15 protein-coding genes, 1 tRNA gene and 1 other RNA gene are annotated in these 13,729 nt (G+C 68.2%); 12 read left to right on the top strand and 5 right to left on the bottom strand.

Features of this window, described 5'->3' with window-relative positions; all coding sequences use genetic code 11:
* Window positions 1–32: 32 nt before the first annotated feature.
* From BLU77_RS06340 to BLU77_RS06355, 4 genes are all read left to right on the top strand, one after another.
* Entirely contained in the window at window positions 33–461 is a 429-nt protein-coding gene (locus BLU77_RS06340; RefSeq protein ID WP_089772176.1) for a DUF3052 domain-containing protein, read from the top strand.
* Window positions 458–967, top strand: a complete 510-nt coding sequence (locus BLU77_RS06345) for a redoxin domain-containing protein (RefSeq protein WP_089772177.1) — start codon at window positions 458–460, stop codon at window positions 965–967. Before BLU77_RS06340 ends, BLU77_RS06345 begins: the two co-directional genes overlap by 4 nt.
* Window positions 964–1,728, top strand: coding sequence for a glycerophosphodiester phosphodiesterase family protein (locus tag BLU77_RS06350; RefSeq protein ID WP_089772178.1), 765 nt, complete (start codon window positions 964–966; stop codon window positions 1,726–1,728). The genes BLU77_RS06345 and BLU77_RS06350 overlap by 4 nt, the downstream gene beginning before the upstream one ends.
* A 31-nt stretch (window positions 1,729–1,759) precedes the next feature.
* Window positions 1,760–1,833, top strand: a tRNA-Val gene (locus tag BLU77_RS06355).
* A gap of 73 nt (window positions 1,834–1,906) precedes the next feature.
* On the opposite strand, the gene BLU77_RS06360 is transcribed toward BLU77_RS06355, so the two are convergent.
* The 3 genes from BLU77_RS06360 to BLU77_RS06370 form a co-directional block, all read right to left on the bottom strand.
* Window positions 1,907–3,634, bottom strand: coding sequence for a hypothetical protein (locus tag BLU77_RS06360; RefSeq protein WP_089772179.1), 1,728 nt, complete (start codon window positions 3,632–3,634; stop codon window positions 1,907–1,909).
* A gap of 133 nt (window positions 3,635–3,767) precedes the next feature.
* Window positions 3,768–4,367 carry a dihydrofolate reductase family protein gene (locus BLU77_RS06365; RefSeq protein WP_089772180.1) on the bottom strand — a complete coding sequence of 200 codons (600 nt, stop codon included), beginning with the start codon at window positions 4,365–4,367 and terminating at the stop codon, window positions 3,768–3,770.
* Between the two features lie 221 nt (window positions 4,368–4,588).
* Window positions 4,589–6,259, bottom strand: a complete 1,671-nt coding sequence (locus BLU77_RS06370; RefSeq protein WP_089772181.1) for an HNH endonuclease — start codon at window positions 6,257–6,259, stop codon at window positions 4,589–4,591.
* 425 nt (window positions 6,260–6,684) lie between these two features.
* On the opposite strand from BLU77_RS06370, the gene BLU77_RS06375 reads away from it, so the two are divergent.
* The 5 genes from BLU77_RS06375 (at window position 6,685) to BLU77_RS06395 (ending at window position 10,502) form a co-directional block, all read left to right on the top strand.
* Window positions 6,685–7,104 (top strand): VOC family protein, encoded by a 420-nt coding sequence (locus tag BLU77_RS06375; RefSeq protein ID WP_245708695.1) that lies wholly within the window; start codon window positions 6,685–6,687, stop codon window positions 7,102–7,104.
* A 129-nt stretch (window positions 7,105–7,233) separates the two neighbouring features.
* Entirely contained in the window at window positions 7,234–8,391 is a 1,158-nt protein-coding gene (locus tag BLU77_RS06380) for a Nif3-like dinuclear metal center hexameric protein (RefSeq protein ID WP_089772182.1), read from the top strand.
* Window positions 8,388–9,119 (top strand): zinc ribbon domain-containing protein, encoded by a 732-nt coding sequence (locus tag BLU77_RS06385; RefSeq protein ID WP_089772183.1) that lies wholly within the window; start codon window positions 8,388–8,390, stop codon window positions 9,117–9,119. The genes BLU77_RS06380 and BLU77_RS06385 overlap by 4 nt, the downstream gene beginning before the upstream one ends.
* On the top strand, window positions 9,116–9,775 hold the full coding sequence (locus BLU77_RS06390) for a histidine phosphatase family protein (protein WP_089772184.1): 660 nt from the start codon (window positions 9,116–9,118) through the stop codon (window positions 9,773–9,775). The genes BLU77_RS06385 and BLU77_RS06390 overlap by 4 nt, the downstream gene beginning before the upstream one ends.
* On the top strand, window positions 9,729–10,502 hold the full coding sequence (locus tag BLU77_RS06395; protein WP_089772185.1) for a DUF1353 domain-containing protein: 774 nt from the start codon (window positions 9,729–9,731) through the stop codon (window positions 10,500–10,502). The genes BLU77_RS06390 and BLU77_RS06395 overlap by 47 nt, the downstream gene beginning before the upstream one ends.
* Here BLU77_RS06395 and BLU77_RS06400 read toward each other — a convergent pair.
* The gene (locus BLU77_RS06400) at window positions 10,480–11,271 is read right to left on the bottom strand and encodes a YaaA family protein (protein WP_089772186.1); all 792 of its coding nucleotides are present in this window, start codon (window positions 11,269–11,271) and stop codon (window positions 10,480–10,482) included. The genes BLU77_RS06395 and BLU77_RS06400 overlap by 23 nt on opposite strands.
* A gap of 37 nt (window positions 11,272–11,308) precedes the next feature.
* On the opposite strand from BLU77_RS06400, the gene rnpB reads away from it, so the two are divergent.
* An RNA gene (rnpB, locus tag BLU77_RS06405) (RNase P RNA component class A) lies at window positions 11,309–11,677 on the top strand.
* Window positions 11,678–11,711: 34 nt separating this feature from the next.
* On the opposite strand, the gene ppgK is transcribed toward rnpB, so the two are convergent.
* Window positions 11,712–12,497 carry a polyphosphate--glucose phosphotransferase gene (gene ppgK / locus BLU77_RS06410; RefSeq protein ID WP_089772187.1) on the bottom strand — a complete coding sequence of 262 codons (786 nt, stop codon included), beginning with the start codon at window positions 12,495–12,497 and terminating at the stop codon, window positions 11,712–11,714.
* 147 nt (window positions 12,498–12,644) lie between these two features.
* Between ppgK and BLU77_RS06415 the strand changes: the two genes are divergently transcribed.
* Window positions 12,645–12,857 carry a hypothetical protein gene (locus BLU77_RS06415; protein WP_089773027.1) on the top strand — a complete coding sequence of 71 codons (213 nt, stop codon included), beginning with the start codon at window positions 12,645–12,647 and terminating at the stop codon, window positions 12,855–12,857.
* Between the two features lie 44 nt (window positions 12,858–12,901).
* Window positions 12,902–13,699, top strand: coding sequence for an N-acetylmuramoyl-L-alanine amidase (locus BLU77_RS06420; RefSeq protein WP_089772188.1), 798 nt, complete (start codon window positions 12,902–12,904; stop codon window positions 13,697–13,699).
* Window positions 13,700–13,729: the final 30 nt, after the last annotated feature.

The raw sequence follows: 13,729 nt of genomic DNA on the forward strand, positions 1-13,729 counted from the left end.
TTCGGGCGGGGACAGCGAAGGAGAGGGCAGACGTGGCAGGGACCGCGAGCACCGAGAACCGCGACGGTTCCCGGTTCGGGGTGAAGCAGGGGCAGATCATCCAAGAGTTCGGTTACGACGACGACGTCGATGAGGAGCTGCGCGCGGAGCTGGAGGCTGCCACGGGGCATGAGCTCGTGGACGAAGGGTTCGACGACGTCACTGACGCCGCCGTGCTGTGGTGGCGCGAGGACGACGGAGATGTGCACGATCTCACCGATCTGATGACGGACTCACTCACCACGCTCGAAGACGGTGGCCTGATCTGGGTGTTCACGCCGAAGCCGGGCCGCGACGGTCATGTGCGCCCCCCGGAGGTCGACGAGGCTGCCCGGACTGCGGGCCTGCACTCGACGAGCACGATCTCGGCCGCGGAGAACTGGTCCGGGTTCCGGCTCACCACCCGCGGGCGCGGCCGGTGAGCGAGCCTGCACAGGCACGTCCCGCCGTCGGGCGTACAGCGCCGGCGTTCCAGGCCCGCGACACCCACGGCGCCACTGTTTCCCTGGTGGAGCTGCGTGGGGCGCCGGTGCTGCTGGTTTTCATCCCGTTCGCCTTCACCCGGGTCTGTGGCAACGAGGTCGCTGCTCTGCGGGACAGGCACGCTGAGCTCACGGCAGGCGGTGCGCGGGTCCTGGTGATCACGTGCGACTCGATGATGACGCTTCGCGCCTGGGCGGAGGCCGAGGATCTCCCGTTCGATCTTCTCTCGGACTTCTGGCCGCACGGCGCGATCGCGCGTTCGTACGGTGCATTCGGTGCCGGTGATGGAGCGCCCGATCGGCTGAGCGTGCTGGTCGACGCCGAGGGGGTGGTCCGGTGGACCACCAGCAGCCCTCGCGGACAGGCGCGTGACGTCGAGGAGTACCTGACGGCGATCCGGTCGTTGGCGGGGAGCGGCGTGAGCGCGCCTGGGGTCGTGCGGTGAGGCTCCCCGCAGGGCCGCTCGCGCTCGCTCACCGAGGTGGGGCCGGGCTGCCTGCCAACGCTGGGATCGAGAACAGCCTTGCTGCGATCAGGAACGCTGTCGACCTGGGATACACCTACATCGAGACGGACGTCCGTGCCAGCCGTGACGGAGTGCCGTTCATCGTGCACGATGAGGATCTGCGCCGGATCACGGGCGATGTCCGCCGGGTGGCGGACCTCACGGCGGCGGAGCTGCGTGCCGCGACGCTCACCGGTGGTGCCGCGATCCCGACCCTGGACGAGGTGTTGGAGGAGTTCGGGCATCTCTGGCTGAACCTGGATATGAAGTCCGACGACGCGGTGGAGCCCGCGATCACCACGGTGCGCCGGCACGGGATGGCCGAACGGGTCGTGGTGGCCTCGTTCAGCACCTCCCGACTGGCGCAGGTGCGTCGCCTGGCTCCCGAGTTCGCCACCTCTGCCTCCCCCCTCGAAGTGGCGGCGATGCTGATGGGCTTCTCCAGGTCCGCGGTGCGTAACGGTGCCGTCGCCGTCCAGGTGCCACGGCGCTGGCGTGGGAAAGAGATGGTCACCCCTGCCTTCATCCGGCGTGTGCACCGGCAGGGCATGCAGGTGCACGTGTGGACGATCGACGATGCCGCGACTATCCGGTTGCTGTTGGATCGGGGCGTGGACGCCATCGTCTCGGACCGGGTGGACGTACTGCGGGACGTCTTGGTCGAGCGTGGCCAGTGGCCGGCACCAACGTTGGGGGAGTAGGCCCGCGGCTTGGTACTGTTTCCCCTTGCCAGGGCCTATAGCTCAGTTGGTTAGAGCGTCGCGTTTACACCGCGGATGTCGGGGGTTCGAGTCCCTCTGGGCCCACCGATCGGAGTGCGGACTCAGGCAACGTCGTCGGCGCGCTCCCAGTGGCGACCGCCGCGCACGGGAAGGCGCACTACGTGCCTAGCCTGGCAAGGAACCGCAGCTCCTGGAGAACCTGGGTGACGCCGTCGGCCATGGTGGCAACAGATCGCCGGGTGGCCTCGTAGGCGGTGCCCCGCTCGCCCTGGAGGTAGACCTCCCACCCGTTCTCGGTCCAGTGGAGCACGACCATGTCCACGTTCTGGTACCTCACCCAGTCCCGGTTCAGCAGCCTTCCCTCGCGGTCGCGGATGAGCGGGGTGGGCAGGCCCTCGCGGAGGATCACCCGATGAAGCTCCTCCAAGGCGGCCGTCTCCTCGCTCTCCGACAGCGGTACCCACTTCCACCACGTGTAGTGGTACTCGCCCTGCTCCACTTCGAATCGGCGACCGCAGGCCGTGCACGCACAGATGCGGTCGGGCACCCAGTCCTTGCGCGGCACCTCTCCCTCGATGCGGATGTGCCCGCGACCGGCCTCCTTGGCCGGATCGTAGAAAGGCAGCCGCAGCGTGTACGCGACGCACAGGCAGGTGCCGTCCCGGAACAGCCGCAGGCGCTGCAGCGCGTGCTCCAGCGAACTGGCATTCGCGTGCAGCGCACCGCCGAGGTCGAGGCGTGAGGCGGCGCGGTCGATCGCGGACAGGCTGGTAGCCAGTGGTTCGAGCACGGCCGGATCGCGGGTCGCGACGATCTCCCACACCGCGTGCAGCACCCGGGCGCGTTCGCGGGAGAGGAGGTCCGCGAGCAGCGGCGTCGCGGCCGCACGTTTCCAGACGTCCTCGGTACCGAGCGCCGCCTCGCCCTTCTCGAGCAGATCGTGCGGCGTCAGGCCCTCAGCCTGCGCCGGTGGGCCGGGCCTGCCTGCGGGAACGGCCACCCCCAAGTCGCGGCAGGCCAGTGCCAGCCTCGCGTATCCGGCGTCGGGGCTGGTCTCCTTGGCATACCAGGCGCACAATGCCTGGGAGAGGGTACGTCCCGGGATCACGTCGAAACCACGGTCCGCGGCGAAGGTGACGATGGGAGCCTCGTCCCGCAGGGTTCTTCCTGGGCCGAGCCAGTAGCCGAACGCCCGACCATCCTGTTCAGCGACCCAGTCGATCATGTCGGCCACCTGGAGAATCGCCTCACGGCGGATCATTGCCTCAACGTCGTCGGCGCCCACCAGCACGTCGCCACCAAGTGCTTTAGGATCCTCACCACGATCCAGCATGCGGAAGCCAGTGGGCCAAGGGGCCGCCCCTCCGCTCTGTTGCAACTGACGCCAGCGGACAAGATCAGCCGGTGGCCCGTCCAAGCAGGGCAACGGCAGCACTATCAGAGCAGCGGCGCCGTCGGCACCGGCGGGCGCTGTCGCACTGGTATCGACCAGGAGGATCGCGAAGGCCCCGGTCCGCCACCACAGGGCTCGTTCGGCCCCCACGGCTTGCACCAGCCGCGCCGGTACTGCTCGAGGGTCGTATCCGTCGCTCTCCAGCAGCTCGCTGGGATAGGGGGAGCAACCGAAGTCGCGGCGCGGTCCCCACCGGCGGTCCGCGGCCTCGGCGAGGGGCATGGTCAGCGCGGCCAGGGCTGCTTGGTCCGAGGTGGCGCCCAACGGGATTGCGTGCGCCATCCGCAAGGACTGACCGTCGATCCCATCGATGCGCCACTCGTCGCCGTCATCGGAGAACGGGCGCTCTAACGTCTTCTCCACCACATCGAGAATCACCTCGGGGGTGGAGTCGACGATCTCGTCCTCACCGTCGCTCGGCGGCTCGTTCATTCACTGGTCCTTCCGGTTCCATCGCTGGCCATGACGGCCAGCGGCGAACTAAGCGCCCACATCGGCTCTTCAGCCACGGCAGGGCCTCAGGAGATCGATTGTGAGGCGTCCGGACCAGAGTAGGACGCTCAGGTCAGGGCCCCGTCTCCACGGGTTTGAGATCCTGGAGTCGCCGGTAACGCATCAGCAGGACACCAGCGGGATACGCCTTCGGTGGCTCGACAAGCTCGAACAGGGTCGGTGCCGTGCCGTCCGGGAACAACCTCTTTCCGCGTCCGATCACGATGGGGCAGACCCAGAGGTTCACCTGGTCGACCACGCCTTCGGCCCACAGAGTGTGCAGCAGGTTCGCGCTGCCCCAGGTGTGGATCTGTTGATGCCGCTCGCGTAGGTCATGAACCTGGGCCACCACATCGGCCACCAGTGTGCTGGTGGCCCAGGACAGTTCTGGTGTGCCGCGAGAGGCGACGTACTTGGGAATCCGGTCGAAGGCCTGGCCGATCGGGTCGGTCTTGCCGGGCCAGTACGCGCGGAAGATGTCGTAGGTGATCCGGCCCAGCAACAGTGCATCGGATGTCTGGACATCGGCGACCACTTGGGCACCCGACTCCGGGTCACCGAACGGGCGCTCCCATCCGGCGTAGGGGAAGTCTCCGTCTTGCACGGTGGGTCCACCGTTGGCTTGGATCACCCCGTCGAGCGTGATGTTCATGTTCACGTGCAGTTCGCCCATGGTGACCGTCTCCTTGCGCCTCGATTGGAGATTCGGGTCCAGTGTCGTTCCGGTGCGACGCCTACGCACGTGCTGCGGTGGTTCGATGAACGTCTTCGGTGATGCCTCGTCACGATCGGCGGGTGGAGCGACGTCGACTGCCGGTGGATCGCCGCGCGCGCATCCGGACATGCCGGTGGCCCCGTCGACGGGTGGTGTCGGCGGGGTTCGGGGCGGGGTGGTCAGTCTGGTGGTGGGTCGGTGTGGCCGGGCGAGTTTAGGCGCGGTGGATCCGTGACCGTTTCGCTGCGTGGCTGGTCGTGCCTGCTTTCGGGCGGACTGCCGCCACGAGGGCTGCTCCGCCCGTTTCGCGCCCCCACGCTGGTGCCGGCGGTGGGAATGGGGTAGGTGCCGGTGGGCGTGACCAGGTAATGCGCACCATCGGGTGCGGCCCAGTGATAGACGCCGGGGGTGATCATGGAATATGACCACCCGGCGTGGGTTTTTGCCCGGTGGTGACGGCGGCACAAGGCGGCCATATTCACCGAACTGGTTCGGCCGCCGCGGTCGTAGGGAACACTATGATCCTGATCGGCAGAACGTGCGCTGCGATTGCAGTAGGGGAACCGGCACTGGCCGTCGCGGAGAATGATCTGTTCGCGCAGTGTCGGACTGGCTTCATACGTGGACGCGGAGGTGAATCCGGCGAGATCGATGACGGGACGGACCAGTATTCGGCCGGCAGTGGAACACCATTGACGGATCTGTTCTTTGGTGACCGGTGAGTTGGTGTTTTCGCACCGGCCCACGATCCCGGAGCCGTTCCCGGCGCCGTCCGCCCCTGGACCGGTGTGGTTGTTGAGGGCGTCGGCGGGCAGGTGGAGGTAGAGCATCACGGTCCGACCCATCCCACCAGTAGCACCAGTCGCCCCCTCGATGCTGGGGCTGGTCGTGGCGGTGCCGCCGGTCGTTCCGCCAGCCGGGGCCTCACCCCCGGTCGAACCTCCGTCCGGGCCCGTCACTGCGTCGCCGCTGCTGGTGCTGGTGTCGGGGATGGGCAGTGTGGTGTGTCCGCGGGCGAGGTCACCGATGGCGATGGAGCGGCGCACGTCCTCGCTGGTGCCGGGAAGGAACCCTGCCAGCACCCGGGCCTGGTCGGACACCGCAGCCTCGAGATCCAACGCGTCGGTGAGGTCGAGGCCGCCCTCGACCCGCACCACCGACCCCACACCCAATCCCAGTCCCGGTCCCGCGGTGGTGCCTGCCTCATCGAGACGGATGTCGAAGTGGCGCCCCTCCAACGCTGCTTGTTCGTCCTTGGCGGCCTGTTCGGGATCAAACGTGGCCATCGCCGCACTCACGGTCCGCTCAATCTGCGCCACCGTGCAGGACCCGATCGTCCACGCCACCTGCGCATCCACCCACGCCGCACCCGCGAACGGGAGCCTCTTGCTCATCCGAGTCACTGCCCGGGCCCGGTAGATGCTGACCTGCCCGGCCCGTACCCGGGACCATAACTGGGGTAGCCGGTAGGCGAGCTCGACCACCACACCCACATAGGCCAGGGCTGCTTCGTTCGACTGCCCCAACGCAGTCGCCAACCGGGTGAACTCCAGATCCGAGACCAACGGGGCACCATCCCCGGCCAGGCGCATCGGCTGCGCAGTTCCCGGCAGGCCCGCGTGCTCATCCGGAACCGGCATGCCCGCGTGTTCGTCCGGGTCGAACACTGGCCCACCAGCCGTGCCATTCATGGTGGCCGGGTCGATCGCCCGCTCACCCACCCAGGCGATCACCAGCTCAGCACGCTCGACATCGACCGCCCGAGCCGTGGTGACGTTCTCCCGCAGGGCAGCCAGCACCGCATTCCCGGCCGGGGCCGAGAATGCGGAACCAGTGGCTGTCGAGGTCATGTCTTTATTCTCCCAGAAGGCACCGACAATGCGCCGGACAGCATCGGCACCTGTGGAAAACTCTCGCATTGACCGGCACATGGACCAGACGCCCCTGAAATGTCGATGTGGGATCGGTCAATTCGCAACACAGGAACGCCTGGCCGCACCATTGCCACCCACGTCCCAGCCGGGGCCGAGAGTGCGCAATCGGTAGGTGTCCTCATACTCGAATCCTCCCAGCGAGGTGTGACATTCGACCGTGAGAATCGACACGCAGGAACATCCCACCGCGGCAACCGGAGTGCCGGATAGCGGTCGAGTTGTGCGCCGAGGGGCCCCCATCGGACGGGCGTCCATGCCGCGTCGTTGCTCAGATGCCACGTGGTGGCCCTGGTTCACGCCTCATCGCGCCGGTGCGAGGTGTTCTGCGCCGGAGTAGCGTGATGTTCGTTCTGAGCGACCGGGTGGTGGGGCAGGCGATGAGTGGGATCCAGATCAAGCATCAGGTCGTGGTGTTCGACGCAGCCGACCTGCACGCCGAGAGCACGTTCTGGGCAGGCGTCCTCGGCGGGACGGTGGACGTCGACGATGACTGGCACATGGTGATGGTCGACGGCGTGCCACGAGTGGGAGTTCAGCTGGCCCCCGAGCATGTGCCGCCGCGATGGCCGGACGGATCCCCGCCTCAGCAGATCCACCTCGATCTGTGGGTGGAGGATCTCCCGACAGCGCACGCCCATGTCTTGGAACTCGGTGCGGAGGTTCTGCAACGAGCGGAGGACACCGGCGAACCGGACCGGTTCCAGGTGTACACCGACCCGGCCGGTCATCCGTTCTGCCTGTGCTGGACGGTGCACGACTGAGTACGACGCCCAGCGCTGGTGACCGAGGCTCTCCTCGAGATCGACGACTACTGGCAGGTGCGGACGTCCTGCTCGCTACTGAGTCGTCGCTGCTCAACCTGGCACGGCCCCGCGCGGTAGGTTCGGCACATGGAAGCACCGCTACATCTGCGAGACGTGATCGAGCTGCTGGAGCGTCGCTACCCGCCCTCCACCGCAGAGGCATGGGACGCCGTCGGGCTGGTCACCGGTGAGCTGGGCGCGCCGGTGCAACGGGTGCTATTCGCGGTGGATCCCACCGAAGAGGTCGTGGCCGAAGCGGCCGCGGCCGGGGCGGACCTGCTCGTGACCCATCACCCGCTGTTGCTGCGACCGGTCAGCTCGGTCGCCGCCACGACGGCGAAAGGGCGCGTGGTGCACACCCTGATCAGTGAGGGCATCGCCCTGTACGTGGCACACACGAATGCCGATATCGCTGCCGGAGGTGTCAACGACGCCCTGGCCGATGCGCTGGAGCTGGTCGAGACCCGACCGCTGGTGCCCGCACCCGGTCGTGACCTCGACGTCCTCGTCGTCTACGTACCCGAGGACGACGCCGAATCGCTCACAGAAGTGTTGGCATCGGCAGGAGCCGGCGCCGTCGGCGACTACACCGGCTGTGCCTGGTCGGTCACGGGCACCGGGGAGTTCACGCCACGACCCGGAGCAACGCCGGCCATCGGGGCAGTCGGCACCCATGAACGACTGGCCGAACGGCGCCTGGAGATGGTGGTTCCACCAGGGTTGCGGGACCGAGTCACCGCAGCCCTTCGACAGGCGCACCCGTACGAAGAGCCTGCGTTCTCATTCCTGGCCACCCACCCGCCGTCGTCGTCTGTGGGCAGCGGTCGCCTCGGACGGCTCGAGGAACCGGTCACCTTCGGTGAGTTCGCAGCCCGGGTGGCTGCCGCCCTGCCCGCCACTGCTCACGGCATCCGCGCCTCGGGGGACAGCAGTGCCATCGTCGAGACCATCGCGGTCAGCGGCGGTTCGGGCGATGCGTACCTCGATGCTGCGCACCGGTCGGGAGCCGACGTGTACGTCACCGCGGACCTGCGCCACCACCGCGCGTCGGACGCCCGCGCCGAGGAGGCGGCACCGTTCCTGATCGACGCCGCCCACTGGGCCACCGAGTGGCCATGGCTACCCATGGCTGCCCGAGCCCTGGACACCGACTGCGACGGTCGGGTGGAGACCATCGTCAGCACCCGAGTGACCGACCCGTGGACCCTTAGGCTGGGAACAGCCGACACCGGAGGAAATCTGTGACTACCGCCCCCGCCGCTGATCAGCGCCGACTTCTTGACGTCCAGGCGCTCGACACGCGACTCGCGCAGCTGGCCCACCAGCGCAAAGCGCACCCGACCCTGACCACGCTCGCCGAACTGACCGGGCGCGCCGAAGACCTCGGCCGTGCCAAGACCGCCACCGACACCCTCGTCTCCGACATCCGCCGCGAGCTGCGCAAGGCGGAGGCCGATGTCGAGCAGGTGGAGCTCCGGGCGGCACGCGACCGGCAACGTCTGGAGTCCGGGGCCGGCTCGGCCAAGGACATGCAGGCGCTCAGCCACGAGCTGGAGACGCTCGCCAAGCGTCAGTCGGACCTGGAGGAGGTGGAGCTGGAGGTGATGGAGCGTCTGGAAGCAGCAGAGCGGGATGCAGCAGCCATCGACGAGCAGCTTGACGCCCTGGAGGCCGACACCACCCGGGTGGAGTCCGAGCGCGACACCGCATTCGCCGACCTGGACGCCGAGATCGCTGACGTCACGCACAAGCGTGCCGTGGCCGCCGAGGGGATTGACGCCACCTTGATGGCGCTGTACGAGCGCGTGCGCACCCAGTCCGGGGGACTGGCGGCGGTCGCCCTGCAGGGAGAGGCCACCGTGGGCGTCCAACTCAGCCTCAGCCTCACCGAGAAGGCCGCCATCGCCGCCGCCGCCGAGGACGAGGTGATCCGTAGCGAGGACTACGGCTACATCCTCGTCCGGCTGCCGTGACCGCCGGCCAGACCGAGGTTCTCACCGCCGTCCTGGTGCGCCATGGTGAGACCCCGCTGACCCCGCACGGCGCCTACTCCGGTTCCGGGGTGCCCGGGCCGTCCCTGACCGAGCTCGGGCAAGCACAGGTCGCCGGGGCTGCTCGACTCGTGGCGGGCGTTGGTCAGGCGCACTACCCAGACCTCCCCGCGCCGTCGGCGCTCATCGCCTCACCCATGGTGCGCACCCAGGAGACGGCAGCAGCCGTGGCCGAGGCGACTGGACTGAGCGTCGATACCGATGCCCGCGCCCGCGAGTGCGACTTCGGCGACTGGGAGGGCCTCCTCCCCGCCGAGATCGATGCCCGGTGGCCGGGTGAACGCCAGGTGTGGCACACCGATGGCATGATCGCCGCACCGGGCGGCGGGGAGTCCACCGCCGACGTGGGTGAGCGCACCACGGAACTCCTGACCGACCTTCGGGCTCAGTATGCGGGGCGGACCGTACTCGTCGTGGCGCACGCGGTGAGCATCAGATCCATGCTCGGACGCGCCCTGCTGGCCCCGCCCGGTGGCTGGTGGAGGTTCCGCCTGCCACCCGCCTCCACCAGCGTGCTGCAGGTCCACCCCGATGGCTTCACACAGGTGCTCGCTGCCGGGCTGCCCTGCGGGGTATGAGGTGGGCGAGTTCTTCGACCCGGCCAGCGATGGTCCATCTCGCCTCGAGGTGCGCAGTATCGACGGACGGCAGTTCTCGCTGCTGCGCCCGATCGGCTACCGCAGCGACGACTATCCCGAACCGTTCCAGGTGCCGGGCGACCTGACGTCCTTCCGTACCGACTTCGCCTCCGTGCCCTGGATGTTCACGTGGCTGGTGCCGCGCAGCGGGCGCTACACCCCGGCGGCGGTGCTGCACGACGCCCTGGTGGTTCCCGGGGACTACCTGGGTCCACCGGTCGATCGGGTGGAGGCGGATCGCATCTTCCGGGCGGCACTGCGCGACACCGGCACACCGGTGGTGCGCTCCTGGTTGATGTGGGCAGCGGTGAGCATCGCGACCAAGTGGAACGCCGGAACCCACCGCGCGGCACACCGAGCGGTGGTGATCGCGTTCATCAGCGTGATCACCATCCTCGGCATCGTGGCCACCGGCGACCTGCTGGACCTGTGGTCGGTCCTTCCGTGGATGGGGGAGCACTCCTTCGGCGCCGAACTCGCCCGAGGCGCGGCCGCTGCCGTGGTGATCCCCGCCGCGCTCTCCCTGAGTTGGGGCAGGCTCGCTCTCGCCGGCACCATCACCGGGATCGCATTGGCGTTCCTGGTGCACATCACGGTGGCGATCGCGGTGGTCTTTTCGCTCTACCGAATCGTCGAACGGATCGTCAGCGGCCTGCCGGGGGACTGACCACGAGCTCCAGCACGTCCGGTCCGGCGCCCGGCGTGCGTTCCAGGCCAACCTGCTGCAACGTCGACCCGATCAGTTCCTCGGCCGCGCGCTGCACCCCGCGTGTGGTGCGCGGCGGAGCGCCCGGCCGGGTCAGTAGATGGTGGGTGAGGACACCTCGGGTGTGTTTGGCGTGGTGGGAGACCACGCTGCGCACGCCGTCGATCTCCTGGACCACCCGTATGGTCACCCACGGCATTCCCGACGGCGGTCGCCAGGCTGGCACGTAGGCGCTGGACCGACAATCGATCACCACTCCCGGGTCACGGTCGACGAGACGTTCTCCCAGGGTCGAGGCCCAGTAGTTCGGCAACGAACCCAAGCCGGGCAGCCGGGTGGACATCGACAACCGGTAGGCGGGGATCCGGTCGGCAGGGGAGAGGACGCCCCACAGTGCCGAGACGATCCGGACATCGGCATTGGCCCGGCGACGGGCCCCTCCGGTAAGCGCGCCGAGCCCGGCGGCCTCGTACAGCACACCGGTGTACACCTGCGCGGCCGGCGCGCTCGGAGCAGTGCGCAGCCGGGTGTTGTGGGCCACCTCTTCGGTGAGCGAGGTCCCCACACCCAGGGCCCTGACGGCGTTTGGTGCGCTGCTCACGTCGGCGAGTGTGTCGAGGACCTCGCTACGAGCTGTGCGTAGTTCAGGGCGGGTGAGGCGGTCCAGGTCCACCGGTCGGCCGCGGACGGGAGCGGTCTTGCCCTCAGAGGGTGGCAGCAGGATGAGCACGGTCAGATAACCTCACGGGCGGTAGAGTACGGGTGGATGAGTCGGCCAGGCGGCCGCGTCACGAGGCAACTCGTGCCGAGGAACGTCCGGGCTCCACAGGGCAGAGTGGTGGGTAACACCCACCCGGGGTGACCCGCGGGACAGTGCCACAGAAAGTAGACCGCCGTCCGGTCCGCCGGACGGTCAGGGTGAAAGGGTGGTGTAAGAGACCACCAGCGTGCCGGGTGACCGGTGCGGCTAGGTAAACCCCACTCGGAGCAAGACCAGACAGGAAGCGCACGAGGGTAGCCCGCCCGAGCTTCCGGGTAGGTCGCTGGAGGCGTGCGGCAACGTACGTCGTAGATGGATGGCCGCCACCGAGGCATACGCCTCGGGACAGAACCCGGCGTACCGGCCGGCTCATCCACTCTCCGTCCTGGCAGTTCCGACTCCTGCAGATCTCAGGCGTTCTGGGCCGCCAGCACCGCGGCACCGATGATCCCGGCCTTGTTGCGCAGCTGGGCGGGAACGATGGGCGTCGTCAGGTCCAGCAGTGGGAGGAACTCCTCGTGATCCTTCGACACGCCACCTCCGACCACGAACAGGTCGGGGGAGAAGAGGAACTCCACGTGGGAGAAATACCGCTGCAGTCGCTCCGCCCATTCGGGGTAGGTGAGCTCCTCCTTGTCCTTGACCGAGGATGCGGCACGCTTCTCGGCGTCATAGCCGTCGATCTCGAGGTGCCCGAGCTCGAAGTTCGGCACCAGCACCCCGTTGTGGATCATCGCGCTACCGATCCCCGTGCCGAGGGTGAGCACCAGCACGCTGCCCTGCTGCACCTTCGCCGCGCCGTACACCGTCTCGGCATAACCAGCGGCGTCGGCGTCATTGACCACATGGGCGCGATGCCCGGTGGCCCGGCGGGTCACCTCGGCCACATCGGTACCGATCCAACGCTTGTCCACATTGGCGGCGGTGTGCGCCACACCGTGCTTGATCACGCCGGGAAAGGTCACGCCGATGTGCGCATCGGCCGGCAGGTCGAAGTGCTCGACCACGGCCGCCAGCACCTCTCCGACAGCCTCCGGGCTGGACTCCTCCGGGGTGGGGATCCGGAACTTCTTGGTGATCAGCTCGCCCGAATTGAGGTGCACCGGAGCGCCCTTGATCCCGGAACCGCCGATGTCGATACCGAACCCGATCTGTGCCGGGTCGGTCTCGGCGACGGCCTGCGTGTCCTTGCTCATGGGCGGTGCTTTCGTCCGGAGGGTCTGGGCAGGAAGCGGTGGTCGCGGCGACGCGTCCACAGCCCGGGAAACAGTCTATGGGTGCTCTGGAGTGCGCCTCGATCGGCGCGCGTGGATAATCAGATCGCGAGAAGGGCGGTGGTATCGGTGAGGCATCGGGGTGACTCCAGCGAGGGGTACTACTACAATCTGAGAACTGGTGAGATCGAGCACGGCTACGTGAGCGACTGGCACGACCGGATCGGGCCATACGCCACCGCCACGGAGGCGGCCTCAGCGCTTGAACGAGCACACGCCCGCAACGAGGCGTGGGAGGCCGAGGACAGGCAGTGGTACGACGATCCGGACGAGCACGAATAATCACCACCGACGATGTGATCAACCGCCCAGGACGAGGAGAACCGATGCGCTCGAGTGTGCGCCGTCTACTGGGCGTGCCTGCCCTCGCGCTGGCTGGACTCCTCATGGTGGCCCCGGCCGCCAGTGCCGCACCGGAGCAGGAGGACGACGTCAAGCAGGTCGGCGCCGGCATCGGGGCGCGACCGCTGGTCGGCCTGCGGATCGCGATCGACCCAGGTCACAACGGGGGCAATGGCCAGAACCCGGAGGAGATCAACGAGCGTGTGCCTGATGGACGTGGCGGTGAGAAGGCCTGCAACACGGCCGGTACCACCTCGGCGACCGGGTACCCCGAGCATGCGTTCACCTTCGACGTCTCCACCCGACTGGCCGAGCAGCTCCGGGACCAAGGCGCGGTGGTGTTCCTCACCCGCGAGGACGACGAGGGCGTCGGGCCGTGCGTGGATCGTCGCGGTACCTTCGCCGAGGATCATGACGTCGACCTGATGCTCTCCCTGCACGCGAACGGTTCGACCGACCGCGAGCAGCAGGGCTTCTTCGCGATCGTCGCCGAGCCGCCGCTCTCGGACTCCCAGCAGGAACCGAGCCAGGACCTCGCCACCGTCATGATCGAAGCGCTCGGCACGGCCGGTTTCGCCCAGAGCGACCTGGACGAGGATGCAGTCCTCGAACGTGACGACCTCGCGACCCTGAACTTCGCCCGTCGGCCGACCGTTCTGCTCGAGCTCGGTGAGATGCGCAATCCCGAAGAAGCCGCCGTGATGGAGACCGAGGAAGGTCGCCAACGGTATGCCGACGCGCTTCTCGACGGCGTACACACCTGGGTGGACGAGAACCGCTGAGCCCCGGCGTCAGCGGGCGGGCGCGTGCGG

Source organism: Ruania alba (assembly GCF_900105765.1).
Taxonomy (GTDB): Bacteria; Actinomycetota; Actinomycetes; order Actinomycetales; family Beutenbergiaceae; genus Ruania; species Ruania alba.